Source organism: Candidatus Ancaeobacter aquaticus (assembly GCA_030765405.1).
Taxonomy (GTDB): Bacteria; Auribacterota; Ancaeobacteria; order Ancaeobacterales; family Ancaeobacteraceae; genus Ancaeobacter; species Ancaeobacter aquaticus.
Genome location: JAVCCP010000067.1, coordinates 136,947 through 163,286 on the forward strand (window position 1 = coordinate 136,947; position 26,340 = coordinate 163,286).

A 26,340-nucleotide genomic window follows, 5' to 3' on the forward strand; every position below is an offset into this window, starting at 1 on the left:
AGAATAAGGAATCTATTATGAAATACGTTGTAATTGTTGGCGATGGAATGGCAGATTTTCCGATTTCCGAACTGAACAATAAAACCCCGCTTGAAATTGCACGTACTCCGCATTTTGACACTATTGCCAAAATAGGTTGTGGCGGCTTAGCGAGAAATGTACCCAAAGGTATGGATCCTGCTAGCGATGTGGCAAATCTTTCAATACTTGGGTATGACCCGAAAGAATGTTATTCAGGTCGCGGACCGTTAGAGGCTATTGATATGGGGATAGAGCTTCAGCCTAATCAGGTCGCGTTTCGATGTAATTTTGTTACGATATCAGATGGAATGATGGCTGATTATAGTGCTGGACATATATCTAATGAAGAAGGTACGGTATTAATAGATCTCCTTAATAAAGAGCTTGGGGCCGATAGTGTTCAGTTCTATCAAGGGATGAATTATCGAAACATTGTAGTTATAGATGAAGCCAAACTTGAAGATGGGTCGGGGACACTTCACTGTGTGCCGCCTCATGACATAACGGGTAAACCCATTAATGCAAATATCCCGAGAGGAAAAGGGTCCGAGTTTTTGATCGGTTTAATGGAAAAGGCGGCTAATATTCTCGGAACATGCGAAATAAACAAAGTAAGAATTGATCATGGTGAAAATCCAGCGAATATGATTTGGTTGTGGGGATACGGAAAAACACCTCAAATGGTGAGTTTCCAAGAACGTTTTGGTGTGCGGGGTGCAGTCATATCCGCGGTGAAGTTATTGAAGGGTATTGGCAAAGCGCTGAAAATGGATGTTATTGATGTCCCCGGGGCAACGGGATACTACGATACAAATTATAAAGGTAAAGCAGAACACTGTTTGAAGGCACTTTCTGAGGGCTGTGACTATGTGTTTGTGCATATTGAAGCACCCGATGAAGCGGGACACAATGGTGATCTCACACAAAAAGTACTTGCTATAGAAAATATTGATGAACACGTAGTTAAAGTAATTATGGAAGGTATTGCGAAATATGACCAGTATCGAGTGCTTCTTCTTCCTGATCATTACACACCGCTATCGGTAAAAACGCACATTCCTGATCCGGTACCGTTTGTAATGTGTGGCAGTGACATTAATGCGGATGATATGCAAATTATGAGTGAGAACGAAGCCCAGAAGGGTTCGTGCGGAGTTGTTGAGGGACATGCATTAATGGATATGTTGATTCAAAAGTAAACAGCTTTGAGGAGGAAATGATCATGTTAGTTGTGCAAAAATATGGCGGGACATCAGTTGGAAGCACGGATAAAATTATGAATGTTGCTCGCCGGATAATCAAATCAAAGAAAAGTGGAAATGATGTTATTGTTGTTGTGTCTGCAATGAGTGGACAAACGGATAAACTTATAAACATGGCTCATGATATTACTGATGATCCCCGTGAACGTGAGATGGATATGCTTGTGTCAACGGGTGAACAGGTCTCAATGTCCCTTTTAGCTATGTGTGTACATGAGCTGGGTGACGAGGCGATTTCATTTACCGGTTCACAAGTCGGTATTGTTACAGACAGTACGCATACAAAAGCAAAGATACGTAGAGTTATCGGCATGGATAAAGTGAAAGCAGAGCTTAAGAAAGGGAAAATTGTTATTGTTGCCGGTTTTCAAGGTGTTGATTACAAAAAAAATATTACGACACTTGGGCGTGGTGGATCTGATACAACAGCCGTTGCGCTTGCCGCAGTACTAAAGGCAGATCAATGTGAAATATATACTGATGTAGACGGAGTGTATACCACTGACCCGCGTTTGGTGAAAGATGCTCGTAAGCTCGGCGTGATTTCTTATGACGAGATGTTGGAGCTTGCAAGCCTTGGTGCGAAAGTGATGCATTCACGATCAATTGAAATGGCAAAAAAATATGGTGTGGTGATACATGTTAGATCAAGTTTTAATGATAATTTGGGGACGTTAATTAAAGAGGAGGATGCTCTTATGGAAAATATAATGGTAAGAGGTGTTGCACTCAATAGAAATGAAGCAAAGCTAACCATTTTGCATGTGCCGGATAAACCGGGTATTGCGGCAAGAATATTCAAAATAATTTCAGAAAACAATATTAATATTGATATGATCATTCAGAATGTCAGTGAACGAGGGTTTACCGATATATCGTTTACTGTATTGAAGACTGATTTACGTAAAACATATAAAGTTCTGGAAGTACTCGTGAAAAAAATTGGTGCACGAGGATTGAGTCATGATGAGGACATGGTTAAACTATCAGTTGTGGGCGTTGGAATGAGAAGTCATGCCGGTATCGCGGCGGCTATGTTTGAAGCTCTCGCATCAAAAAAAGTTAATATTGATATGATCAGCACCTCAGAGATTAAAATATCATGTGTTATACACCGCAAAGACGCGGAAAAAGCGGTAAAGGCGATTCATGATAAGTTCGGGTTAGCGAAGAAAAAAATGCTAAAAGAAAAAATGGTTGCTGCAAAAAAATAGGACAGTAAATAAAAGGATAATATTATGAAAAAGACATTTATATACGATACAACCTTGCGAGATGGCACTCAGGCTGAAGGTGTATCATTTTCTGTTGCAGATAAAGTGAGAATAGCTGAACGGCTTGATGGTTTTGGCATAGATTATGTTGAGGGCGGCTGGCCGGGGTCAAATCCGAAAGATATAGAGTTTTTTGATCTCATGAAAAAAATAAAACTCAAACATGCAAAAATGTCTGCTTTCGGGAGTACACGCAGAGCAAATACACCGGTTGAAAAAGAGACTAATATCCTGAAGCTTCTAGAAGCTGAGACACCGGTTGTAGCAATATTTGGTAAAAGCTGGATATTGCATGTTACGGATGTTTTAAAAGTATCAAAAGCTGAGAATCTTCGCATGATACAAGATTCTGTCGGGTACTTGCATTCAAAAGGAAAAGAAGTTATTTTTGACGCTGAACATTTCTTTGATGGATACAAAGATGATCCTGAATATGCGCTTGAGACATTAAAGGTCGCTTCAGAGCACGGTGCGTCAACCTTGGCATTGTGTGACACAAATGGCGGGACCATGCCTAATGAGATAACTGATATTGTAAAAAAGGTACATGCAAATTTTGATACACCGATTGGCATACATGTTCATAATGATGGGGGTATGGCAAACGCAAATAGTATTCTTGCAGTTCTTTCGGGCGCGGTACATGTGCAGGGAACAATAAACGGCTATGGCGAACGATGCGGCAATGCAAACCTGTGTACTATTGTCCCAAGTTTAGTATTAAAACTGGGATATAAATGTGTTTCAGAAAAGAAGCTGAAGGAGTTGGTAGAGGTATCACGATTTGTTGATGAGCTCGCGAATTTAAGGCCAAACGATAAACACCCGTATGTTGGGTTAAGCGCATTTGCTCATAAAGGCGGAATGCATGTTAATGCAGTAGAAAAAAATCCAAAGACTTTTGAGCATATTGTTCCTGAACTTGTCGGTAATAAGAGAAGAATCTTGATCTCAGAATTATCAGGTAAAAGTAATGTCTTATTAAAAACAAGTGAACTGGGACTTAGCTTTGCAAAAGATTTCCATGTAACTAAAGACATTATTGAAAATCTTAAGAAACTTGAGCATGAAGGATATGAGTTTGAAGCTGCAAGTGGATCATTTGAGCTTCTTGTGAAAAAAGCCTTAAAACATCACAAGACATTCTTTAAGCTTGAAGGGTTCAGAGTAATAGTTGAAAAACGTGAAGATGACAAACTTATATCTGAGGCGACAATAAAGGTGAAGGTTGGTAAAGAAACGGTACATACGGCGGCTGAAGGAGAGGGTCCGGTAAACGCACTTGATAATGCTCTCAGAAAAGCACTGTGTCAATTCTACCCTGAAATATCAAAAGTAAAACTTGCCGATTTCAAGGTGCGTGTACTTGACGCTAAAGCCGGTACTGCTGCAAAAGTACGTGTTCTTATCGAATCAAGCGATGATAAAGAGATCTGGGGGACGGTAGGTGTGTCAGAGAACATTATTGAAGCAAGCTGGCAAGCACTTGTCGATAGCGTTGAATATAAATTACTAAAAACAAAAAAATAAAGTAGATATAGCGAAGCTATGGTTGAATTACCAAAACAGTATAATCCTAAAGAAGTTGAGCAAGAAATTAAAGATTTCTGGTTAAATGGTAAATTTGCGCATGCAGATAGTGATAAAGGAGGCACTCCTTATACTATCGTTATTCCACCGCCTAATATTACCGGTATACTTCACATGGGACATGCTTTGAATAACACTATTCAGGATGTGCTGACACGTTGGAAGAGGATGGAAGGGTTTAACGCTCTTTGGCTTCCGGGAACAGATCATGCGGGCATTGCGACACAGAACGTTGTTGAGAAAAAACTGATGCACGAAAAGAAAACCCGTAAAGATGTAGGACGAGACGCATTTATTGAAAAAGTATGGAAATGGCGTGAAGAATATGGTGGAACGATCATAAAACAGTTAAAGATGCTTGGCTGTTCATGTGACTGGGATCGTGAACGGTTCACAATGGATGAAGGACTCAGTGATGCGGTGAGCGAAGTATTTATTAAGTTGTATGACAAGGGGCTGATTTATAGAGGGAACTATATTATTAATTGGTGTCCGCGCTGTGAAACTGCATTATCAGATGAAGAGGCAGAGCACCGTGAAATTGACGGCTCGCTCTATTATATCAAATACCATGTAGAAGACTCTAAAGAAACCATTACAGTGGCAACGACGAGACCTGAGACGATGCTTGGTGATGTTGCTGTTGCGATAAATCCTAAGGATGCACGGTACACTCATCTCATCGATAAAACAATTATACTTCCATTGGTAAACAGAAAAATGAAAGTCATAACTGACGATTTTGTTGATCCGGAGTTTGGTACCGGTGTTGTAAAAGTAACGCCGGCACATGATCCGAACGATTTTGAAATGGGTCTCAGGCACAAGCTTACGCCCATTAATGTTATGCATGAAAACGGTGTTATGAATGAAAATGCCGGTGAAGCATATGAAGGTATGGATAGATTTGAAGCAAGAGAAGCGATCTTACTTGATCTTAAAGAACTCAAACTCCTTGAAAAGGTAGACCATCATTCACATGCAGTAGGGCATTGTTACCGGTGTCATTCTGTTGTAGAGCCACGTCTTTCACGGCAATGGTTTGTGAAAATGAAACCTCTTGCTGAACCAGCGTTAAAAGCACATCGTGACGGAAAAATAAAATTTCATCCTGCCAGATGGAATAAAGTATATACAGAATGGTTAGAAAATATTCGTGACTGGTGTATATCGCGTCAAATATGGTGGGGACACCGCATACCGGTATGGTATTGTAATGATTGTGATAAAGAAATTGCATCAAAAGATTGTCCTAAAGAATGTCCGCAGTGCAAGAAACACAGTTTTACCCAAGATGAAGATGTTCTTGATACATGGTTTTCGTCGTGGTTGTGGCCGTTTTCAACATTGGGCTGGCCGGAAAAAACAAAGGATTTAGACTTCTATTACCCCACAAATTGTCTTGTTACCGCGCAGGAAATAATCTTTTTCTGGGTTGCACGTATGATCATGTCTGGTATCGAGTTTATGGGGGAGGTGCCCTTTAGTGATGTCTATATTCACGGAACCGTAAGAGATGATAGCGGTACAAAGATGAGTAAATCGCTCGGTAATATTATTGATCCACTTGATATAATAGAGAAATATGGCGCAGACGCTTTACGTTTCAGCATTATCATGATAACAAGTCAGGGCCAGGACGTTTATTTATCAGAAGATAAGTTTGAAATAGGGAGAAACTTTGCCAATAAGATTTGGAACGCTTCACGATTTCTTATGATGAATTTTGAAGATGTATCAGAACAAAAATTAGATAACTATAAAGATATGCTTACTGTCGAAGACAGATATATTTTATCGCGCATGAATTTGACAATAAAAAATGTAAATAAAGCGCTCGGTGAATACCGTTTTAATGAAGCATGTCATCTGATATATGATTTTTTCTGGCATTATTATTGTGATCGATACATTGAGTCAGCAAAACTCGATCTTTATAGTGAAAACGACAAAGATAAGATTAAAACAAAGGTAGTTTTAAAGACTGTTCTTGAAACTTCGATGAAACTCTTACATCCTTTTATGCCGTACATCACAGAAGAAATATGGCGAAAACTTAATGGTGAAAGTAGTGACACTAAAAAAACTATAATGCACGCTCAGTGGCCACAGGTAAATAAGGTATTTATTGATGAAAAGATAATCTCTAAAGTAGAAAAAAAGTATGAGATGATACGGTGTGGGAGAAACTTAAGGACAGAATATAAAATACCGCCTAAAAACGAAGTTGAATTCATTTTTAAAGCGGTAAGTGAAGAGGGTAAAAAATTCTTTGAGTCTGAAAAACCGAATATTATGAAACAGCTTAAAGCATCACAGTTTGATATAGTCGATGAGTTTACTCCCGATAGACCAATGGTATCAAATGTATGTGAAACAGGTACGGTCTATCTTTCTTTGGAGGGTAATCTTGATCTCGATGCGGAAAAAGATCGATTGCAAAAATCGATAGAGAAGCTCGGAACACAGATTGAACAGATCAATAAAAAATTATTGAATAGAAACTTTGTTGAACGAGCACCAAAAGAAGTTGTTGAAAAAGAAGAAAATAATAAAAAAGAACTCGAAGAAAAGATAAAGAAAATCGAAACAAATATTTCACACCTGCAATAGTTTCAATATCTCTAATAATTATCATGAGTAAATTAAAATTAGATCTCCACGACATATTTAATAAAGGCAAGAAGATTGAGGATGCTCTTGCATCTATCATGAACGATGCGGTAAAAAAGAAGATAAAAACCGTTGAAATCATTCCAGGAAAAGGTTCGGGTCAGCTCAAAAAGAAAGTAATAAAGTTTCTTGAAAAAAATAAGGGGATGTATCACCGCATAGAGAAAGATTCGCATAATTGGGGTAGACTTTTTGTCCATTTCAAACATAACTAGCTTTGCTAGTTTTAACGCAAGGTTATTGTTCTCTGAAAAGGATTCTTTAAAATAAAAGAACACGCAGTGTTTTACCAGTATCCCCATTTCCCTGTCATAAGGACATAGATTCCGAGGCATAGGTTTGTTGTTGCGTGCGCAACGATACAATCAAAAATATTTTTTCGGTGATAAAGGATGATGTTGTATATAATTGCGGTAACACATGCTGCAATCCATTCCCATGACTGATGCCCAAAAGTAAAAAGCAAAATACTTCCAATGCATGAAAACCAGGTAAATGCGCCAATAGGCACTTTAGTAAAATCATTTGAGTTAATAAGGTAGCGAATAACGAGTGAACGAATAAACAATTCTTCAAAGAGGGGGACTATAAGAACAGCTCCTCCAAGACGAAAACTTACAAGGAATGTGGTTATGTAGATGTTTCCTGAAAGTGGGTTGTAGCCCTCTGCTGGTGGGTGTAGCTTATCAAAGGGCATATATTCAGTCAGTCCTATCCATAAAAAGAATACGAGGACGCCAAGAATAATAGACAGAAATGAAAAAGAAAAACGTATTTCCTTATATTTTTTCCACCAATATACTAAAAGACCCGCCGTAACCAGCGTTTGAATAGGATATATTAAGATAGCGAAGCTACCAAAATATGAAGAAAAAGAGCCAATTAAGATAAAAGCAATGTACGGAACGATATAAGGTGCTATAATCAAAAATGTTTTCATACTGTATTTTTTAGCAGATATTTTATAAAAAAGAAATATAATTATAATAATCTTAAAATATGAAATGATATAAATAATAAGAATTGGAGATTCTATGAACGAAGTGCATTTTAATTTAATCGCAAAAGAAATGAAACTCGATCCAAAACGTGTTCTTGCCGCAGTGTTGCTTCTTGACGGTGGTGCTACGGTACCCTTTATTGCACGATATAGAAAAGAATTAACAGATACTCTTGATGAGGTACAAATTACTGATATACGCGATAGGATCAATCAGCTGCGTGATCTCGATAAACGACGTGATGCGATTATTAAGTCTCTTGAAGAAAGAAAACTGCTTACTGAAACACTCAAGAAGAAGGTAATGGCTGCAGAATCTCTTACCGTACTAGAAGATATATACCTGCCGTATCGACCAAAAAAACGTACCAAAGCAACAGTGGCAAAAGAAAAGGGTCTGGAACCACTGGCAAAATTGATTTTTGAACAAACAGATGTTGATCTTATCGCGGCTACAAAAAAATATGTTAATAAGAAAAAAGGCGTGGAAGGCAGTGAAGATGCACTTGCAGGTGCTCGTGATATTGTTGCCGAATGGATGAATGAAGATCAGGGTATACGTGCAAAGATGAGAGAGCTGTTTGCGGCTGAAGGATTGATTAGGTCAAAAGTCTGTAAAGGTAAAGAAAAAGACGGCATTAAGTATAAAGACTATTATGAATGGGAAGAAAAAATAGCTACCGCGCCTTCACACCGTATTCTTGCTATTCGAAGAGGTGAAAGTGAAGGGTTTTTAATGGCACGCATCACTCCGCTTGAAGAAGATGCTGTTTCATTGATGGATCAATATTTTGTTAAAAATAGTACTGAGTCAGCTCAGCAGGTAAAACTTGCAGCACATGACGGTTACAAGAGATTATTATCTGTAGGTATGGAAACAGAAGTGCGGCTATCATCAAAGAAACGTGCTGATGAAGAGGCTATAACCGTATTTGTTGAAAATTTAAGACAGCTTCTTTTAGCATCTCCTCTTGGAGAGAAAAATGTACTTGCTATTGATCCCGGTTTTAGAACAGGGTGTAAAGTTGTGGCTATTAATAAACAAGGGAAATTTCTTTTTACTGAAGTGATATATCCTCATGGATCAGAATTTAGTGCCTCAGAAGCAACTGAAGCAGTAGTGAGTATGTGTAAAAAATATGAAATAGAAGCAATTGCGGTAGGTAACGGTACTGCGGGTAGAGAGACAGAAGCATTTGTTAGAGATATTAAGGCGCTAAACAAAATACCTGTGATACTAGTCAATGAAAGCGGAGCATCTATTTATTCTGCGTCTGCAGTTGCCCGTGAAGAATTTCCTGATCAGGATCTTACGGTACGTGGGGCTGTGTCTATTGGCAGGCGGCTCATGGATCCTTTATCAGAACTTGTTAAGATCGATGCAAAATCGATTGGTGTCGGTCAATACCAGCACGATGTAGACCAGAATGCGTTAAAAAATAGTCTTGATGATGTTGTTGTTAGCTGTGTAAATGCGGTAGGTGTTGAAGTAAATACATCAAGCAAACAGCTTCTGACCTATGTATCCGGTGTTGGACCAAAGTTAGCGCAATTAATTATAGAATATCGAAATGAAAATGGTCCTTTTACAACAAGAAAAGAACTGCTCAAAGTGTCGACACTTGGACCAAAAGTATTTGAACAGGCAGCAGGTTTTTTGCGTATACGTGGCGCAAAGAATAAACTTGATTGTAGTGCGGTACACCCTGAAAGCTATCATGTAGTTGAGGCTATGGCTAAAGATCTGGGTAGTACAGTAACTGATATTATATCTGACAGCTCACTTCAAAATAAGATAGATCTGAAGAAATATGTTACTGATACAGTGGGGTTACCGACTTTGCAGGACATTGTAAAAGAATTAGCGAAGCCGGGAAGAGATCCCCGCAAAGAATTTGAAGAGATAAAATTCCAGGATGGTGTAACAACAATGGATGATCTTAAAGTGGGGATGAAACTCACCGGAGTAATAACCAATATTACTGCATTTGGAGCATTTGTTGATATAGGCGTCCATCAGGACGGATTAGTCCATATCAGCCAAATGTCAGACGGTTTTGTGAAGAGTCCCGCTGATGTAGTAAAAGTCCAACAAAAGGTTACCGTAACCGTAATGGAAATTGATAAAGACCGAAAACGCATCGCTCTATCTATGAAGACCAAACTCGAGAAAGATTTTTCTCTCAAAAAAGACCATCCTAAAAAGGCGAGCCCATCGCAAAAGAGTGATTCATCTATGAGTGACTTTGGAAAAAAACTGATGGAAGCAGCTTTAAAGTCACAATAATTGTTATTACTCATATTTATAAGGTGCGCCTTTTTTTTGTTTGCAACACATATGAATTAAGTTATAATTTAGGATGTTATGAAGAAAAAAAGACATAAAAGCACTAAGTCAAGCGAGTTTCTGAGCGAGGAAATGGAATGGCTTTATCTTACACCTGCCCAGAGAATGCATGAGACAACAAAGTTATGGCAATTATTTATTGCTATGCGAGGGAACCTTGATCCTGAACCCGATCCTCAAAGTCCTTTCTATTTTCAAAAAAAATAAAGTCAAAGGCCTTTTAATTGGCGGCCAGGCATGCATTATTTACGGTGCAGCTGAATTTAGCCGTGATTCTGATTTTGTTGTACTTTGTAAAGAAGATAATTTACAGAGAATACGCATTGCATTAAAGGAATTGAAAGCTAAGATTATTTATGTCCCCCCATTAGAAATTGAATATTTAGAGCGTGGTCATGCCTGCCATTTTAGGTGCGTTGCCAGAGATGTACAGGGTTTACGGGTGGACGTAATTTCTAAACTCAGAGGTTGTGAACCGTTTGATGAATTATGGAAGCGAAGGAAGAGGATAATTTTGACAAGAACCAATTCTGTAGATGTAATTGGACTTAAAGATCTTGTCCAGTGTAAAAAAACTCAGCGGGATAAAGATTGGTTAATGCTTAAACGGCTGGTTGAAAATGACATTATTATAAACAAAGATAAGTGTCCATCCGATGATAAAATAAGATGGTGGCTTTTTGAATCCCGAATACCCGAAACCCTTATTAAGTTGACAGAGAAGTATCCTAAAATTGTAAAAAATTGCATATCTGATAGACCGTCTTTAATCTCAGCCATAAAAAAAGATTTACAAAAACTTAACGTGCAACTTCAAGAAGAAGAACGTGTAGAACGAGAGAAAGATATAGAGTATTGGACTCCCTTGAAAAAGGAACTGGAATTATTACGCAGGAAATTAAGATAGTTTATAGATTATATTAATAATTGGAATGCACGAAGTATAGTGAAAAGCATCCCAAGCCGGTTTAAGGGGTATTATTTTTATGAGAGACCTCTTTCCCTTGGACTTACAGTGGTCCTGAAAGCGGAATAGAGGGAAAAGGCAATAAAGGGAGTTGAGCCCTTATTCACTCTAAAACCTTATTAAGTTGACAGAGAAGTATCCTGAAATATGAGAAAAAACTGCATATCTGATAGATCGCTCTTTATTTATACAAAAATCAACAGTGTTGCACTGTAATTATTACGATTTGTAAGTGCTTTATATATAGTGATATATAATTATTTACCCCCCCCCAGCCCTTGACAAACCTTTTATTATCAGGTATAGTTCATTTATGAAACGAAAAAAGAAGAGGTCTGTACATAAACGGTATCTGAATAACAGAAAGAGTGAATTATGAAAGCATATTCTATCTCAATGTATCGGATGACACCCTTGATGAAGGTTATTAGTCTTGTTGTAGCATTTATTTTTATTTTTACTTCTACTACATTTGCTATTCCTCGCACAATGTTGGATGTAACCCAGTCCAAAGGGGTGCAATCTGTTTCAAAAGAAGCGGAGCTAACCTATCACATTAATCCGGCAAAATTTCTTGTGCCTGAAAATTTCGGTATGGTTACCGAACGGTTCATATCATCAGGAACAAAAAATGCAAAGAAACTCATTATCCAGATACAGGATTCTCATTGCAATTATGAAGCGCAAAAGAATATATCGAAAATGATTCAGATAATGGCTACGGATAAATCAACAGCCGGGGCACTGAAAATGATTTCAGTAGAAGGATCGCAAGGTGTCGCAAATTTTGATTATGAGCGTTCTTTCCCTAACAGGGAAATCAGAAGCCAAACAAGCGATTATTTTATGAAAATAGGCTGGCTTACCGGACCGGAATTGTATGAGATAGATTCAAAAGATAAGCCGCTACTTTTTTTTGGAGCGGAAGATAAAGATCTATACGAGAAAAATCTAGATTATTTCTTGAAGAGCAAAAAGGATATAGCGCGTGAACATGCATTTATAGATAAGGTATTGAGTGTAATAGCTGTTTTGAAAAGAAAAATATTTTCTAAGGCAATGCTTAATCTCGCACAGAAACGTCAAGAATGGGATGGTGGTATTCTACAGTTTACGGATTATTGCGGCTATATAGATAATCTAGCCTTAAAACACGGATTCGGGGAAAAAGGCGCAAAATATTTTAGTGATAAGAAAAAATATCCAAATTTCACTGCTGTTATGGAAAGTATTGATATTGAAAACAAAATAAATCCTAAAAAAATACAATCTGAAAGAGAGGCGATTGTTAGTCATCTTCAAAAAAAGATGGTCAAGGAAGAACTTTCAGAGCTTGTCAAACAATCATTACACTTGCGTATAGGTAAAATCACTTCAGATATGTTTTATAATTATTTAAATGAGGTGGTAATAAATAAAAAAATTGATATGAAAAAATATCCTAATTTAAAAGGATATATGCAAATAGTAAAACTGAACAGCGTATTAGATGCAGGAAAACTGTTTGGCGAAGTTGACAGGATAGAAAATGCAATAAAGAACAAAATGTTCAAGAATAGGGAAGAGAAAGAACTAGACCTGATGATAAAACAGGTAAATATAATGAAGAATCTTCTTAACTTGAGAATGTCGCGACGTGATCTTTCTTTCTATGACAATAATAAGAAAGATATGACAGCTGATAAATTGATAAGAAAAGTAGGCAAACTGGCTAAAAAAACCGGTATAAGCAGTGATCTTTCCGGCTCGATTGCATGGCTAAAGGCAAACAAAAATATAGATGTATCGGTATGTGAAGAATTTTATAAAGCGGCTTTAGCAAGAGATAAAGTGCTTGTTGAAAATACGATTAAAGAGATGGGTAGGACGAAAGCAAATGCGGTAGCAGTAGTGAGCGGAGGTTTTCATACGCAGGGTATGAAAGAACTATTTAAGGGTAAAGGGTATTCATATGTGGTGGTTACTCCCAGAATGACTAAAGCGTATAATGATAAAATATATCTTAGCCGAATGCTGAATAAGCAGACTGAATTTGACAAAATATTTGGTGCAACAGGCACGAGGCTTTCCGCATGGACAATGAGAGATAAGTTGATATTTAAGAAATCATGGGCTACCGAATTAGCGCTTATGGCAGAAAAGTTAGGTGATTTTATCGCATTCAGGCAGTGGATTTTTATGAATAAAACAGATCTCGGCATTGATATCGTTGAAGATAAAGATGGTTTAAAGATTGTTGATCAAAGTAACGCAAAACAGGTATTGGTGAGAGAGGGTAAAGATGGTGCTCCAGAAATAACAGAAGTGAGTACGATGTCTGCCAAAATTTCTGAAGAATCAGGAGTAGACAAAGGAGCAGGACATCGAGACATCACGGTGGCAGAAGCCGAGAGACTTTCTGATCGCATGAAAAGCCAATTGGGTTATTTTGTTGATAAGCTTCTGGAAGAATTAGCATCAACTGAATTTGATAATATGAAAAGAGATGCTCTGAGTATTAAAGCTCTCATTGCAGAGAATGGGAATCTTGAGGATATTAAAAAAGCGGTGAGTAAATTGCGATTATCAGAGAGCGAAGTTTATAAGCAATTGCAGGAAGAGGGCAAAGATATAGAAGAAGAGGCGTGGGTTTTTGATTGGATGGATTTCACGAAATATGTCGTTAAGAATAATTTAGAGGCTGAAGAGGAAGAAATTGTTGTAGTAGCTGCAGCAGCTGAAGCACGTGAAGTGATAAACCAGACAGACGGTGATGATGAACTTGTCAAAGGTTCCATGCTCGCCAAAGCGCCTGAGGTTAAGGTACACGATCACTGGGAAGAGATGAATTTTATTACGGCAGGTAATAAGAAGTCTGATGTGACAGAGCGTGTAAGAGCAATCAGTGCGCTTGGCGAAATGAAAACACCTTTGACTATTAAATCGGAAGTCATAGTAAAAAAGTTACAGGATCTGGCAGTGGATAAGGGAGAGCCAAATGAGGTGCAGCAGGCTGCAATACATGCGTTGATGGCGCAAGACGAGTCAAAAGCTATCGCTTTTATGGGGGAACACTCGCTTATTCTTGTTATGGATCAGACAGACGGTGATGATGAACTTGTCAAAGGTCCCATGCTCGCCAAAGCGCCTGTTAGAATACCTGCAGAGGCAATGGATCAGACTGACGGTGATGATGAGAAGAAGGTGGAGCCGCGATCGCACGATCACTGGGAAGCGATGAATATTCTTACGGCCGGCGACAAGAAGTCTGATGTGACAAAGCGTGTGGAAGCGATCAGGACGCTTGGCATGATGAAAGCTCCGTCGACTTTTAAGGTGGAAGACATAGTGAAACAACTGCAGGATATGGCGATGGACAAGGGAGAGCCAGTCGAGATACAGCAGGCGGCGCTCGCCGCGTTTATGGAGCTGAAAGGAGAACTTCCCGCGATGATTGAGGGGACGCCGTCGATGTTTGCCAAAGTGGCTGAGAAAACAGCACGTATAAAAGATATAGAAACGATTACTAATGAGATTCATGGCATTCCGGGTATGATAGATGAGTTCGATTTGAAGGGAAGAGAAGGGATGCCGACTGGCTTCGACCTGATTAAAAGATCGCAAGACGCTGATGAGCTGATATCGGCGAGGAGTGAACAAGAATATAAAGAAAGTCGCAAAAAGATAACCGATTGGTTGGATGAGATTAACAAGAAGATAGGGGTTGAAGCAAAAAATGTCATGCAAGAGAAAAAGGGAAAAGTGTTGGATGTTGTGTTGAAGGAATATGCCGGAAAGAGTTTTAAAAGAAATATAACTGGGGGTATCCCTCAAGGGATGACAGCGCTGGTGCAGGAGATTCAGCGGCGCGGAGAATTTCGTCTATTAACGGAACAGGATATTCAGGAAGTGTTGGAAAAGAATGTAATCGCTAATGTTCTTGCTAATCCGGCTGAGGGTAATTTCACAGTTAAGGTAATGATGAAAGAAGCCAAAGCGTCTGAAGTTACAAGACCAGGAGTTGGATCTACTGAAGGTTATGTGAACGAAGCGATATTGAATGCATATAATAGTTATGCAGAAAATCCTGATGGCGCAGTAGAACTAATATTAAATGCATTGAGTAATATGGAGGAAGATGAGTATCTTGTGAATCTGGTAACAGCGATTGATATATTGAGTGGCGTTAATCGCCCTAATTTCAATTCTTTAATCGATTATTTATTAGCTAAAAAAGACAGTACCGATCATAGTGGTTTAAAAGATGAGATTAAGCCGATAGTAGATGAAATACTTGCTGCTGAGGAGGAGTTGTTGTATGATAAACTTGCGGGGAAGCTTAATGGACTGAAATTAACAGAAGGTTCAGATGCAGAAAAGGCGCGTGATATTTTAGTAAGTGTCATAAAGACAGGTGATTTGGCTGTTATCAGGGCAACAATCTCTCGTGCTGTACTCGATATTCCCCGTGATGTGTTTCTTAATGATGTCAAGACAAACGTAGAAGATATGTTGAGTCCGGGGTTTGTTTCAAGCAGTTTAGGTGTTATGTATTATTCATTGATAGGTTTAAATGAGGCAATGCCGTCAGAGGAGTATTTTGGGGCTGAATGGAAAGTGATAAGCGAAACTGTTAAAGCCAACATTAATACCACGGCAGTTGCAGATAGCGCTCTACTAAATAAGGAAAACATTGATAAAAAAGAGATGTTGTTCCATCATGTTGAAAAAGCTACTGATCAGGTACAGCTTAAGATGCAGTTAAAAGAACACGTTGCGGCAGCGGTACAGGCAGTATTGCAAGGGCTTGATAAACGTGTTGTTGTTGCTGTAGATTATGCTGATTGGGATCAGGGAGTGTTCGATCAGGTCAAAGAAGAGGTCTTTAAAGAAAAGAAACTTATATCTGAGGAACAGAAGAAAAAGTTTAAAGAAATTATGGAGGATCACATAGTTATAGGAAAAGAAACGGATACTACGGATACTGTTGTGAGTGAAGCAAGAGATAAATTAGATGAGCTAAAAGCTTACACGCTTGTATCAATAGATATCCCTGCAGCACTATTTGGGAAATATGAAGATATGATTACATTGGAAAATCTCGCTATATTCCTCTTAACATCTAATGGCAAGATAAATGTCGTTGATCTTGATCTTGTTAAAGCGAAGGCTATGGGTCTTAAAGATGTGGTAGCTGCAATAGAAAGTGACAGTTTGTTGCCAATATTGGATGATGGTGCGACGATACGGACAAATGCTGTTATAAACGCGTATCAGGCACTTGGATTCCAGGCATAAAAATCGTAACTCGTAATAGCAAAGGGCATGTCACAGGTGATGTGCCCTTTGCTTTATTATTCTGCATCGTTGTGTAGAAATAATAACGCAGGTTAAAGCCCTGCGGCTAACGTACTAGAGTAGGATAGGTGTCCTGCCTGTCAAAAAGAAAAAGTTGGTTAAAAACTGATCATGGTTTCAAAATCTTCAAAAGTGATGAATCTTATCGTGCATTGATTTTCAATAACAGTTTCTTTAAGGTTATTATTGATAACGTAGGCAGTTTTTGTGTTTTTGTATCTGAGAAGGAATCTTCTTAGCCCTTTTGGTATTTTTAAATTTGTGATGTTGCTTTTAACTTCAATAGGTATGGGTTTTCTATCGATTGACAAAATGAAATCTACTTCATCTCCATCCTTTGTTCTCCAAAATTTAAGTTCCATGTTTGGAGCTAGCATAGAATGTAATTTTAAAAATACAAAACTTTCATAGAGGACCCCTTTGTCAGTACGTTCTGATACTGATGAGAAATCTTTTAATAATGCATTTCTTATTCCCAGATCGTATAGAAAAGTTTTGCATGATTTTCTTAATTCATTGCCTAGATTATTTGAATAGCTATATAAGCGAAAATTAACATATGTTTCTTCGAGGATATCAAGATATCGATTTATGGCTTTTGAACTGAGTCTGACCTGATTTGATAGCGAATGTATTGAAATAGTAGATCCTTGATTTTCGGCAAGTAGATATAGAAGGTGATTAAATGCTCTGATATTTTCTTCTTTGATAAGAGATTTAATGTCTTTTAATATATAACTACTGAGAAGCTCTGATAACATTTGTTGTTTTCTATCTTCAAAATCTGTATGAGTTAATCCTGGCATGCCTCCGTAACGCATATAATAATCCAAAGGATAATTTTTATAATGTGTTTTTAATTCTGAATACTGTAGAGGGTAAATTCTGTATAAAAACCTTCTTCCTGCGAGACTTTCTTTTAAATGTTTATGGATTTCTAAAGAGGACGATCCAGAACAAAAGATCTTTGTTTTAATATTGGAATCAAAAATAGCTTTGAATATTTTTGAAGCATTTTGAATATATTGAAATTCATCAATAAATACCATTTCTCCAGAATTACATATCATAGTAATAATATCTTTATTAGATTTATTGAATTCAGCGAGGACTTGTGGTTGTTCAAGATCGAAAAATGATGTTTTGTAACCGGACTTTTGAGCGTGTTTTTGAAGCTGTTTAAGTATGGTTGTTTTGCCAACCTGTCTTGGTCCCAAGAGAATATCAATCTCAGGTTGTGTTATTTCATTATGTAAAGTGTTAAGTATTAAACGTTTAATCATAACGATTACTAATGTAACCTATTAGGTTAAAATAGTCAATACATATTTTGCATACACTTCTGTATTTTGTGGACTAAAACGATTTTAATGATAAAATAAGCAACTTATCTAATGAGTGAGTGACGGTGGGGTAGGGTTGGATTTGCAGGGCTTTATAACGCTTCGCTCGCTATGACAGTAAGTACGTTTGTTGATTTACCATTACATAACTCACTAACAATTAATTATATATCGTATGAATAAACTCACATTAGTATCAGATTTTAAGCCGTTAGGAGACCAGCCTGAGGCAATTGAAGCGCTGACTAAAGGTATTATCGACAATAAACGTTTTCAAACTCTTCTTGGGGTGACCGGTTCGGGAAAGACATTCACTGTAGCAAATGTTATTGAACGCGTACAAAAACCGACTCTGGTGCTTTCTCATAATAAGACGCTTGCGGCACAGCTCTATTCAGAGCTAAAACAGTTCTTTCCTCATAACGCAGTAGAATATTTTGTTAGTTACTACGATTATTATCAACCGGAAGCATATATTCCTCAAACCGATACCTATATTGAAAAAGATGCGTCAATAAACGATGAATTGGAACGATTACGCCTTGCCGCGACCAGTTCACTCATGACACGCCGAGATACAATAGTTGTTGCTAGTGTATCCTGTATATATGGTTTGGGTTCAAAAGAAGATTTTGAAGAGCTCCTTATCATGGTAGAGAAAGGTCAGCATTTCACTCGAGAAGAACTGTTAAAAAAACTTGTTGATATTCAGTATGAGCGTAACGATATTGATTTTTATCAGGGTAAATTTCGTGTGCGAGGAGATAGGATAGAAGTGTTTCCCGCATATGCTGAAGACGCTATACGTATAGAAATATTTGATGATGTTGTCGATAGGATAACTCATATTGATCCTTTAACCGCAAAGATAAAAGAAGAAGTGGATATAGCGACTATTTATCCAGCGAAACATTTTGTTACCCCATATAGAAAGATTGAGCCTGCAACAGAAGCAATTTTAAAAGAACTTGATGAACGACTCAAATATTTCAGGGATCATAATAAGCTCCTTGAAGCGCAACGGATAGAAACAAAAACACGCTATGATATGGAGATGCTTCATGAAATAGGGTATTGCCAGGGAATTGAAAACTATTCGCGTCATTTGAGTGGTAGAGCTCCCGGTGAACGTCCGTCAACATTGATAGATTTTTTCCCTGATGATTTTCTTATGGTGATTGATGAGTCTCATGTCTCTGTGCCGCAGGTACGGGGCATGTTTAACGGTGACCGGTCACGTAAAAACACTCTTGTCGAACATGGGTTTCGCTTACCTTCCGCGCTTGATAACAGGCCGCTTAACTTTCATGAGTTTGAGCCTTTAATGAAAAATACCATATTTGTTTCAGCGACACCCGGTCCCTACGAATTTGAACGATGTCCAAAACCGATAGAGCAAGTCGTTCGCCCAACCGGTCTTGTTGAACCGAAGATAACCGTGAAGCCGCTTGCCGGTGAAATAGATGATCTTATCGGACAGTGTCGTAAACGGGTAAAGAAACATCAGCGTGTACTGGTAACAACACTAACAAAACGTGCGGCAGAAGATTTAACAACGTATTTAAGTAATGTCGGGATAAGAGTGAAATATCTTCATTCTGGAATCGATGTTTTGACGAGAGTTGATGTGCTTAAGGGGTTACGCAAAAAAGAATTTGATGTTTTAATTGGAGTTAATCTATTGCGTGAAGGGTTAGACCTACCAGAGGTAGCGCTTGTTGCTATATTAGATGCCGATAAAGAAGGGTTTTTGAGATCTGAAACAGCGCTTATTCAAACTTCTGGACGTGCCGCAAGACATATTGACGGTGAAGTTATTATGTATGCAGATAAGGTGACGAATTCTATGCAAAGAGCGATTTCTGCAATGGATTATAGACGTGAGAAACAGCTCGCATATAATAAAGAACACGGCATTACCCCTCGGAGCGTGCAAAAAGCTATCCGCGATGAAATGTCGGGGAAAAGTAACGCTGAAAATATTGTTGAAGATATCATTACTATTGCGGGTGAAGATTTTGAATTACACGAAGTGCTTTTTGAGCTTAATCGTGAAATGCAGGAAGCGGCTGAGAATCTTGATTTTGAACGTGCGGCTCAATTAAGAGATAAAATAAAAGAGATTAAAATGTCTCGATTATTTAAGAAAAAAGGGAAGTTTAAAAAAGTTCGTGCAAAAAAATAGATGGGGGAAAATCCATGAGTGATCTTGATTATTTAGAAATAAAAACGATAGTAGAAAATGCGTTGGAAGAGGATGTTGTTGGCGGTGATATTACAACAAATACACTCATACCGTTTGATTTGGAGTGTCGTGCAGAGGTGCTGGTAAAAGAAGACTGTGTGCTCGCCGGGATACCTGTCGCAATTGCTGTTTTTAAGTCGTTTGATTCTACCTTGATAATAGATGTCCTAGAAAAAGATAGTGCGAGCGTTAAAGCAGGGACAATAGTCCTAACTGTTGAGGGGAAAGCACGGTCAATACTAACCTGTGAACGTACTGTTTTAAATTTCTTGCAGCGTCTCTCGGGTATTGCAACAGTAACGAGATCATACGTTGATGCATGTGCTACTGATCGAGTTAAGATTTTGGATACGAGAAAAACGACACCGCTTTTGCGGTACTTAGAGAAATATGCTGTTCGAATGGGTGGCGGAGAGAATCATCGATATGGTCTTTTTGATCAGTTTCTTATCAAAGATAATCATCTTAAGTTACTAAAAGAAACAGGTAAAAATCCTATTAGTTTTAGTGTTATAACAGCAAAGAAATATTCACCCTCAATACCAGTTGAAATAGAAGTTGAACAAGTGGAAGATATTGAAGAGGCAGTTGAAGCTGGATGCGATATTATTCTACTTGATAATATGTCACCGGAAACAATCCAAACGGCTGTTGATATAGTTAAAGGAAGAGTTCTTACAGAAGCCTCCGGTGGTATTACATTAGAAAATGTTGCTGAGTACGCACAAACCGGTGTAGACAGAATATCTATCGGTGCATTGACTCATTCTGCCCGGTCTGTAGATATTAGTTTAGATATTGTTGAATAAGCGGGATATACATTTAATATGCAAAAGAATAATACAGTAAAAATTGATGAAGCACTAATAGAAGTATTACATAAACGTAAAAGTGAATATGTCTCTGGTGAAGAGCTTGCGCAGAAGCTGAATGTGTCTCGTACAGCTATATGGAATCATATTACTCATTTGCGTCAGTGTGGGTATGTTATTGATGCTGTATCGAATACAGGGTACCGATTAGTGAATATTCCGGATAAAATGTTGCCGGACGAGATTATGAGGCTTCTCTGTACAAAAATAATAGGACGAAACGTAGTTTCTTTTGAAGAAACTGCATCTACAAGCAGTGTTGCGTTGCGTATGGCTGAAGATGGTGAACCAGAAGGAACTATTGTAATAGCCGAATCGCAAAATAAGGGCAGAGGAAGACACGGAAGATGCTGGTCATCACCTAAAGGTAAAGGGCTATGGTTTTCGTTGATATTACGCCCCGATATTTCTCCTCAAGATATATCTCAGATAACCTGTGCAGGTGCAATTGCGTGTGCGCGAGCCATTACTGATATATCAGGATGTGAAACAGAAATAAAATGGCCAAACGATATTATAGTAGGCGGTAAGAAAATAAGCGGTATATTAACGGAAATAAACTCTGACCTTGAAGGTATTCGTTATGTTGTGCTTGGTGTTGGGATTAACGTGAATGTTGATAAAACCGATTTCCCGAAAGAGATAAGAAATATTGCGACGTCAATGAAGATAGAACTTTCAAAAAACGTTTCACGGCTTTCAGTGCTCGGTTCATTTCTTCAATGGTTTGAAGAATATTATTTAGAGCTGCAAAGTGGAAAATTTGATAGGATCAGAACTGATTGGATAAGTCTTTCCAACACCATAGGTAAATATGTTACTGTTGAAACACAGGGTAAAAAGATTGAGGGGTATGCAACAGGGGTTGATCCGAAAGGAAACCTTGTTGTGCGGCTTCCAAACGGGCTAAATGAATATGTAATGAGCGGAGATGTAACAGTACAATGAATAAGAATACATTGCTTACCTGCGATATAGGGAATTCTGAAATACATTTTGGCGTTTTTGTTGGTGATACATTGAAAAAGTCATTTCGTATTTCTTCAAAGCTTCCGTATGAAAAGATGAGAAGTGAAGCGGCCAAAAGAATGCCTAAAGAGTGCGATTCCGTTATTCTCGGGAGTGTTGTTCCGCACGTAACAAAAAAGCTCGGTCGAATAATAAAAAACACCTTAAAGGTTGATCCTCATATTGTTTCTTCATCAACTAAATGGGGAATAGACCTGAAGTATAAAAACCCTCAAACGCTTGGTGTTGATAGGCTTGCTAATAGTATTGGCGGATTTGCACTCTATGGCGGCCCGCTTATTATTGTTGATTTTGGTACTGCGATTACGTTTGATGTTGTCGACGGAAAAGGTAATTTTATTGGGGGTGCTCTTATCCCTGGATATGCACTTCAGTGTGATAGTCTTGGTGACAATACCGCGCAGTTACCGAAAGTTACCAAAGGCGCAGGATCTTCCAGTAAAATAGGTGATGATACACATTCATGTATTAAACTTGGTGTTACGGTTGGGGTATGTGGCGCTGTTAAAGAAGTGTTGGCACACCTCAAGAATATTAAGGGAATACAAAAAAAGGAATTAAAAATTCTTGCAACAGGCGGGCACAGCTACTATTTTGCGACGCGTGCAAAAATATTTGATGTTGTATGCCCTGATTTGACATTGATTGGGCTAAAAGAAATGTATAAAAGGATTGTTCAATGAACTATGCATTAGTTTTTCGTACTACACACCAGACAATGATGGCGGAAGAAGTATTATCATTAAACAGTTATTATTTTGATACGTTACCATTGCCAAAAGAAATAAAAACCGGTTGTACGATAGCGTTATCAATTCAAAAAGATGATTGTCCGTTAATTATCGCTCTCTTGAAAAATGAGAATATTGTTGTTGAGGGTGTGTATGAGGTTGGTGATGCAGGGTGGAAGAAAATTGATTATGCGCACAAGGTTGATAGAAGGGTTTATCTCGACAATAATGCTTCAACACCGGTAGCGCATGAGGTGGTGCATGTACTCTTACCGTATCTTGAAGAACACTATGGAAATCCCTCATCAATTCATTTAATTGGTCGTGAAGCGCGGATTGCGATCGATGAGGCCAGAGATGAAGTTGCCACTCTTATGGGTGCTGAATCAGAAGAAATTATTTTTACCGGTAATGGTACGGAGGCAAATAATTTTGCGATAAAAGGTATAGCTGAGCTCCATGCTGTAAATAAAGGGCATATCATTACTACGGTTATTGAGCATCCGAGTGTTCTGGAGTCGTGTCGGTACTTAGAAAAATATGGTTATGAGGTAACGTATCTTCCTGTTGATGCATTTGGTTTGGTTTCGGCTGATCAAGTAAAAAACGCGATAAAAAAGAATACGATACTCATTACCGTGCAGTGGGCAAATAATGAGATTGGTACTTTGCAGCCGGTAACAGAGATCGGGACGCTTGCGCTCGAACAGGGGATAGTTTTTCATACTGATGCGATACAAGTAATCGGTAAAATACCTTATGACGTACATTCTTTACCAATTGATATGTTAACTTTTTCTGCGCACAAGTTTTATGGGCCAAAAGGATGTGGGGGGCTATATATTCGCCGAAACATACAGGTGTTACCGATCATTCATGGTGGTAAACAGGAACGTGGTATGCGTGCAGGTACAGAAAACAGTATTGGCATAGTTGGTGCGGGAGCGGCTGCGATGCTTCTTAAAGAATCACAAGTTGAAGATAGTACAGAAATAAAAAGATTAAGAGATCTTCTCTATGAAGGGATTGCATCCTCTATAGAAGGTATTAAGGTGAATGGTGATCCTGAAAAACTTCTGCCGAATACATTAAATATTAGTTTTAAGGGTGTTGATGGCGAGTCTTTACTTATCAATCTTGATCTTGAAGGGATCAATGTCTCAACAGGATCAGCGTGTGCAAGCGGGTCAACTGAACCATCATATGTCCTGAAAGCGTGTGGTGTTTCAGATGAATATATAAACGGAGGTATCCGTTTTTCATTAGGAAGAGAGAATACTGAGGACGATATCCTTTATACCATCGAGAAGACTAAAGAGATCGTTAATCGGTTACGTAAGAAACAATAAGCGAGCAGATGTAATGTCTAAACAAGATAAAAAGCGAGTTGCTGTACTTTTAAGCGGTGGTGTTGACTCTTCAGTTGCCGCATTTTTTTTAGCACGAGACGGGTATGATGCTATTGGTCTTACCATGAAGGTATGGCAAGACGAATGTATTAAAACCGATAGAGAAAACTGTTGCGGTCCGCGTGCACTTACCGATGTTAGAAAGATCTGTCATATTCTCAAAATCCCTTATTATGTTCTTCGATGTGAAAAAGAATTCAAAAAACGTGTCATAGACTATTTTTGCCAAGAATATTCCAATGGGAGAACACCGAACCCCTGTGTTATCTGTAACGATAAACTGAAATTTGAAACATCACTAGAAAAAGCACGTGAGTTTGGTGCTGATACGATTGCAACAGGGCATTATGCGAGAATACACGAGAGGGTGGTTTGTGGTAAAAAACGATATGTTTTGGCTAAGGGTGTTGATAAAAAAAAGGATCAATCATATTTTTTGTTCAATCTTACACAAAAACAGTTGCGTCACGTGGTGTTCCCGTTAGGAGAGTTGGGTAAAGATGAGGTAAGAAAGGTCGCAAAAGAGAATGGCTTTCCTGTTCATGATAAAAAGGACAGCACAGAAATATGTTTTATCCCTGATAATGATTACAAGTCATTTCTAAAGAAGCAGCATGTTAAGGTGAAAAAAGGAAATATTGTTGATACGGAAGGAAAAGTATTAGGAACTCATGAGGGGATACAGTTTTATACGATTGGGCAACGACGTGGTATTGGGATAGCCGCAAAAAACCCATATTATGTTGTGCGTATTGATGTAGAGAAAAACATAGTCATTGTCGGTGATAATGATGATCTCCTGAGAAAAGACTGTGTTGTAAATGAAGTCAACTGGGGGGCTATTACGTCATTAGATGCGAAGATGAATGTTACCGCTAAGATACGGTATAATTCTCCTGCAGTATCTGCGGTGATTTATCCTTTAGCTAAGAAAAAAGTTAGGGTAGTTTTTAAGACAGTGCAGCGAGCAGTTGCGCCGGGGCAGGCTGCGGTATTTTATGACGGAGACGATGTTGTCGGGGGAGGATGGATAACGCATGAAAAAGATTGAACGTATTATTCAGGATTGGTGTGTTCTAAAAGGAATCACTGTAGGGGTTGCAGAGTCATGTACTGGAGGTTTGCTATCAAAAAGACTAACTGATATATCCGGGTCTTCAGATTATTTTTATGGTGGTATGGTGTCGTATAATAACAGTGTAAAGATAAAACTGCTTGGCGTGAAAAAAACGACTCTTGTTCGATACGGCGCGGTAAGTGACCGGACTGCTTGTGAGATGGCTCTCGGTGTGTGTAAAGAAATGAGCGTTGATATTGGTGTTTCCATTACCGGTATAGCCGGTCCCTCGGGTGCTACAAAAACGAAACCAGTAGGCACAGTTTATATCGGCATAGTAGTGAAGAAAAAGGTTACGTCTCAAAAATATCGGTTTACCGGTACAAGAACACAGATAAGAGAAAAAGCAGTGAGTGCTGCATTAAAACTTCTTAAAAAAGTTGTTTCTGTGTGGGTGTGAAATAATAATATATGGATACAATACGTACTTTTATTGCAGTAACACTTTCCCTAGAAATAAAAGATTCTCTTAATGATGCACAACGACGTATAAGTATATCTGATATCAATGCAAAGTGGGTTCACCCGGAAAATATTCATGTAACACTAAAATTTCTTGGAGATACACCAGTAGATAAGATTGATGATATCAAAGGAATATTAGCGGCGATAACGCAAAAACATAGCACATTTCCTGTTACACTGAAAAATATTGGTCTTTTTCCTAACGAACGTAAACCACGGGTGATATGGGCTGGTATCACTGAGGGAGCACATATCATTGCACAGATTGCGGCTGAAATAGAAAATGAGCTTAAACCTATTGGTTTTGAGAAAAAAGATCGTTTATTTGTGCCTCATATTACCATTGGACGGATAAAATCTGGTCCCTCAACAAGAAAGTTACTTGATATCGTAGACGATATGCAGGATAATGATTTTGGACAAATGCAGGTTAAGAGTATAACATTCATTAAAAGTACGCTTACCAAAGATGGTCCACTATATGATATTATACATGAGGCACAACTAACATAAATATAAAGATATAGTAACTATAAATAATGAAGACTTCTGCGAAATGACGTTTAGCGGAGTCATCGCGAGGAGCGAAGCGAGGAAGCGATCTCGAGAAGAGTAAGAAGTAGAGCAAAAGCAACGGGATAGCAAACGATTGCCGAAA

Annotated in this window: 18 protein-coding genes; 16 read left to right on the plus strand and 2 right to left on the minus strand. The window is 38.3% G+C overall.

Annotation, left to right across the window (positions count from 1 at the left end):
• Positions 1–17: 17 nt before the first annotated feature.
• The 5 genes from P9M13_09205 to P9M13_09225 are packed head-to-tail and all read left to right on the plus strand — an operon-like array spanning position 18 to position 7,035.
• Entirely contained in the window at positions 18–1,220 is a 1,203-nt protein-coding gene (locus P9M13_09205; GenBank protein ID MDP8263457.1) for a cofactor-independent phosphoglycerate mutase, read from the plus strand.
• A 23-nt stretch (positions 1,221–1,243) separates the two neighbouring features.
• Positions 1,244–2,497, plus strand: a complete 1,254-nt coding sequence (locus P9M13_09210; GenBank protein ID MDP8263458.1) for an aspartate kinase — start codon at positions 1,244–1,246, stop codon at positions 2,495–2,497.
• A gap of 24 nt (positions 2,498–2,521) precedes the next feature.
• Positions 2,522–4,087, plus strand: coding sequence for a citramalate synthase (cimA, locus tag P9M13_09215; GenBank protein MDP8263459.1), 1,566 nt, complete (start codon positions 2,522–2,524; stop codon positions 4,085–4,087).
• An 18-nt stretch (positions 4,088–4,105) separates the two neighbouring features.
• The gene (locus P9M13_09220) at positions 4,106–6,760 is read left to right on the plus strand and encodes a valine--tRNA ligase (GenBank protein MDP8263460.1); all 2,655 of its coding nucleotides are present in this window, start codon (positions 4,106–4,108) and stop codon (positions 6,758–6,760) included.
• 23 nt (positions 6,761–6,783) lie between these two features.
• Positions 6,784–7,035: a Smr/MutS family protein gene (locus P9M13_09225; protein ID MDP8263461.1), complete on the plus strand. Its 252-nt coding sequence runs from the start codon at positions 6,784–6,786 to the stop codon at positions 7,033–7,035.
• A gap of 71 nt (positions 7,036–7,106) precedes the next feature.
• Here P9M13_09225 and P9M13_09230 read toward each other — a convergent pair whose 3' ends face one another.
• A complete protein-coding gene (locus P9M13_09230; protein MDP8263462.1) occupies positions 7,107–7,760 on the minus strand; it encodes a CAAX prenyl protease-related protein in 654 nt (217 codons plus the stop codon).
• Positions 7,761–7,854: 94 nt separating this feature from the next.
• Here P9M13_09230 and P9M13_09235 point away from each other — a divergent pair, with 94 nt between their 5' ends.
• The 3 genes from P9M13_09235 to P9M13_09245 all read left to right on the plus strand — a co-directional run bounded on the left by P9M13_09235 (position 7,855) and on the right by P9M13_09245 (position 16,411).
• A complete protein-coding gene (locus P9M13_09235; GenBank protein ID MDP8263463.1) occupies positions 7,855–10,107 on the plus strand; it encodes a Tex family protein in 2,253 nt (750 codons plus the stop codon).
• A 169-nt stretch (positions 10,108–10,276) separates the two neighbouring features.
• Positions 10,277–11,074: a hypothetical protein gene (locus P9M13_09240; GenBank protein MDP8263464.1), complete on the plus strand. Its 798-nt coding sequence runs from the start codon at positions 10,277–10,279 to the stop codon at positions 11,072–11,074.
• A 435-nt stretch (positions 11,075–11,509) separates the two neighbouring features.
• On the plus strand, positions 11,510–16,411 hold the full coding sequence (locus P9M13_09245; protein ID MDP8263465.1) for a hypothetical protein: 4,902 nt from the start codon (positions 11,510–11,512) through the stop codon (positions 16,409–16,411).
• Between the two features lie 158 nt (positions 16,412–16,569).
• Here the strand turns inward: P9M13_09245 and P9M13_09250 are convergent, their stop codons facing one another.
• Positions 16,570–17,754 (minus strand): ATP-binding protein, encoded by a 1,185-nt coding sequence (locus P9M13_09250; protein MDP8263466.1) that lies wholly within the window; start codon positions 17,752–17,754, stop codon positions 16,570–16,572.
• A gap of 235 nt (positions 17,755–17,989) precedes the next feature.
• Between P9M13_09250 and uvrB the strand changes: the two genes are divergently transcribed.
• The 8 genes from uvrB to thpR are packed head-to-tail and all read left to right on the plus strand — an operon-like array spanning position 17,990 to position 26,195.
• The gene (uvrB, locus tag P9M13_09255; protein ID MDP8263467.1) at positions 17,990–19,999 is read left to right on the plus strand and encodes an excinuclease ABC subunit UvrB; all 2,010 of its coding nucleotides are present in this window, start codon (positions 17,990–17,992) and stop codon (positions 19,997–19,999) included.
• Between the two features lie 14 nt (positions 20,000–20,013).
• Positions 20,014–20,868, plus strand: a complete 855-nt coding sequence (gene nadC / locus P9M13_09260; GenBank protein ID MDP8263468.1) for a carboxylating nicotinate-nucleotide diphosphorylase — start codon at positions 20,014–20,016, stop codon at positions 20,866–20,868.
• An 18-nt stretch (positions 20,869–20,886) separates the two neighbouring features.
• Positions 20,887–21,879 carry a biotin--[acetyl-CoA-carboxylase] ligase gene (locus P9M13_09265; protein ID MDP8263469.1) on the plus strand — a complete coding sequence of 331 codons (993 nt, stop codon included), beginning with the start codon at positions 20,887–20,889 and terminating at the stop codon, positions 21,877–21,879.
• On the plus strand, positions 21,876–22,643 hold the full coding sequence (locus P9M13_09270) for a type III pantothenate kinase (GenBank protein ID MDP8263470.1): 768 nt from the start codon (positions 21,876–21,878) through the stop codon (positions 22,641–22,643). The genes P9M13_09265 and P9M13_09270 overlap by 4 nt, the downstream gene beginning before the upstream one ends.
• The gene (locus P9M13_09275; GenBank protein MDP8263471.1) at positions 22,640–24,040 is read left to right on the plus strand and encodes an IscS subfamily cysteine desulfurase; all 1,401 of its coding nucleotides are present in this window, start codon (positions 22,640–22,642) and stop codon (positions 24,038–24,040) included. Before P9M13_09270 ends, P9M13_09275 begins: the two co-directional genes overlap by 4 nt.
• A gap of 13 nt (positions 24,041–24,053) precedes the next feature.
• On the plus strand, positions 24,054–25,151 hold the full coding sequence (gene mnmA, locus P9M13_09280; GenBank protein ID MDP8263472.1) for a tRNA 2-thiouridine(34) synthase MnmA: 1,098 nt from the start codon (positions 24,054–24,056) through the stop codon (positions 25,149–25,151).
• A complete protein-coding gene (locus P9M13_09285) occupies positions 25,138–25,617 on the plus strand; it encodes a nicotinamide-nucleotide amidohydrolase family protein (protein ID MDP8263473.1) in 480 nt (159 codons plus the stop codon). Before mnmA ends, P9M13_09285 begins: the two co-directional genes overlap by 14 nt.
• A gap of 11 nt (positions 25,618–25,628) precedes the next feature.
• A complete protein-coding gene (gene thpR, locus P9M13_09290; GenBank protein MDP8263474.1) occupies positions 25,629–26,195 on the plus strand; it encodes an RNA 2',3'-cyclic phosphodiesterase in 567 nt (188 codons plus the stop codon).
• Positions 26,196–26,340 lie beyond the last annotated feature (145 nt).

Coding starts and splice junctions, on each gene's coding strand:
- P9M13_09205 (MDP8263457.1), top strand. CDS start 18: ATGAAATACGTTGTAATTGTTGGCGATGGAATGGCAGATTTTCCGATT.
- P9M13_09210 (MDP8263458.1), top strand. CDS start 1,244: ATGTTAGTTGTGCAAAAATATGGCGGGACATCAGTTGGAAGCACGGAT.
- cimA (MDP8263459.1), top strand. CDS start 2,522: ATGAAAAAGACATTTATATACGATACAACCTTGCGAGATGGCACTCAG.
- P9M13_09220 (MDP8263460.1), top strand. CDS start 4,106: ATGGTTGAATTACCAAAACAGTATAATCCTAAAGAAGTTGAGCAAGAA.
- P9M13_09225 (MDP8263461.1), top strand. CDS start 6,784: ATGAGTAAATTAAAATTAGATCTCCACGACATATTTAATAAAGGCAAG.
- P9M13_09230 (MDP8263462.1), bottom strand. CDS start 7,760: ATGAAAACATTTTTGATTATAGCACCTTATATCGTTCCGTACATTGCT.
- P9M13_09235 (MDP8263463.1), top strand. CDS start 7,855: ATGAACGAAGTGCATTTTAATTTAATCGCAAAAGAAATGAAACTCGAT.
- P9M13_09240 (MDP8263464.1), top strand. CDS start 10,277: ATGAGACAACAAAGTTATGGCAATTATTTATTGCTATGCGAGGGAACC.
- P9M13_09245 (MDP8263465.1), top strand. CDS start 11,510: ATGAAAGCATATTCTATCTCAATGTATCGGATGACACCCTTGATGAAG.
- P9M13_09250 (MDP8263466.1), bottom strand. CDS start 17,754: ATGATTAAACGTTTAATACTTAACACTTTACATAATGAAATAACACAA.
- uvrB (MDP8263467.1), top strand. CDS start 17,990: ATGAATAAACTCACATTAGTATCAGATTTTAAGCCGTTAGGAGACCAG.
- nadC (MDP8263468.1), top strand. CDS start 20,014: ATGAGTGATCTTGATTATTTAGAAATAAAAACGATAGTAGAAAATGCG.
- P9M13_09265 (MDP8263469.1), top strand. CDS start 20,887: ATGCAAAAGAATAATACAGTAAAAATTGATGAAGCACTAATAGAAGTA.
- P9M13_09270 (MDP8263470.1), top strand. CDS start 21,876: ATGAATAAGAATACATTGCTTACCTGCGATATAGGGAATTCTGAAATA.
- P9M13_09275 (MDP8263471.1), top strand. CDS start 22,640: ATGAACTATGCATTAGTTTTTCGTACTACACACCAGACAATGATGGCG.
- mnmA (MDP8263472.1), top strand. CDS start 24,054: ATGTCTAAACAAGATAAAAAGCGAGTTGCTGTACTTTTAAGCGGTGGT.
- P9M13_09285 (MDP8263473.1), top strand. CDS start 25,138: ATGAAAAAGATTGAACGTATTATTCAGGATTGGTGTGTTCTAAAAGGA.
- thpR (MDP8263474.1), top strand. CDS start 25,629: ATGGATACAATACGTACTTTTATTGCAGTAACACTTTCCCTAGAAATA.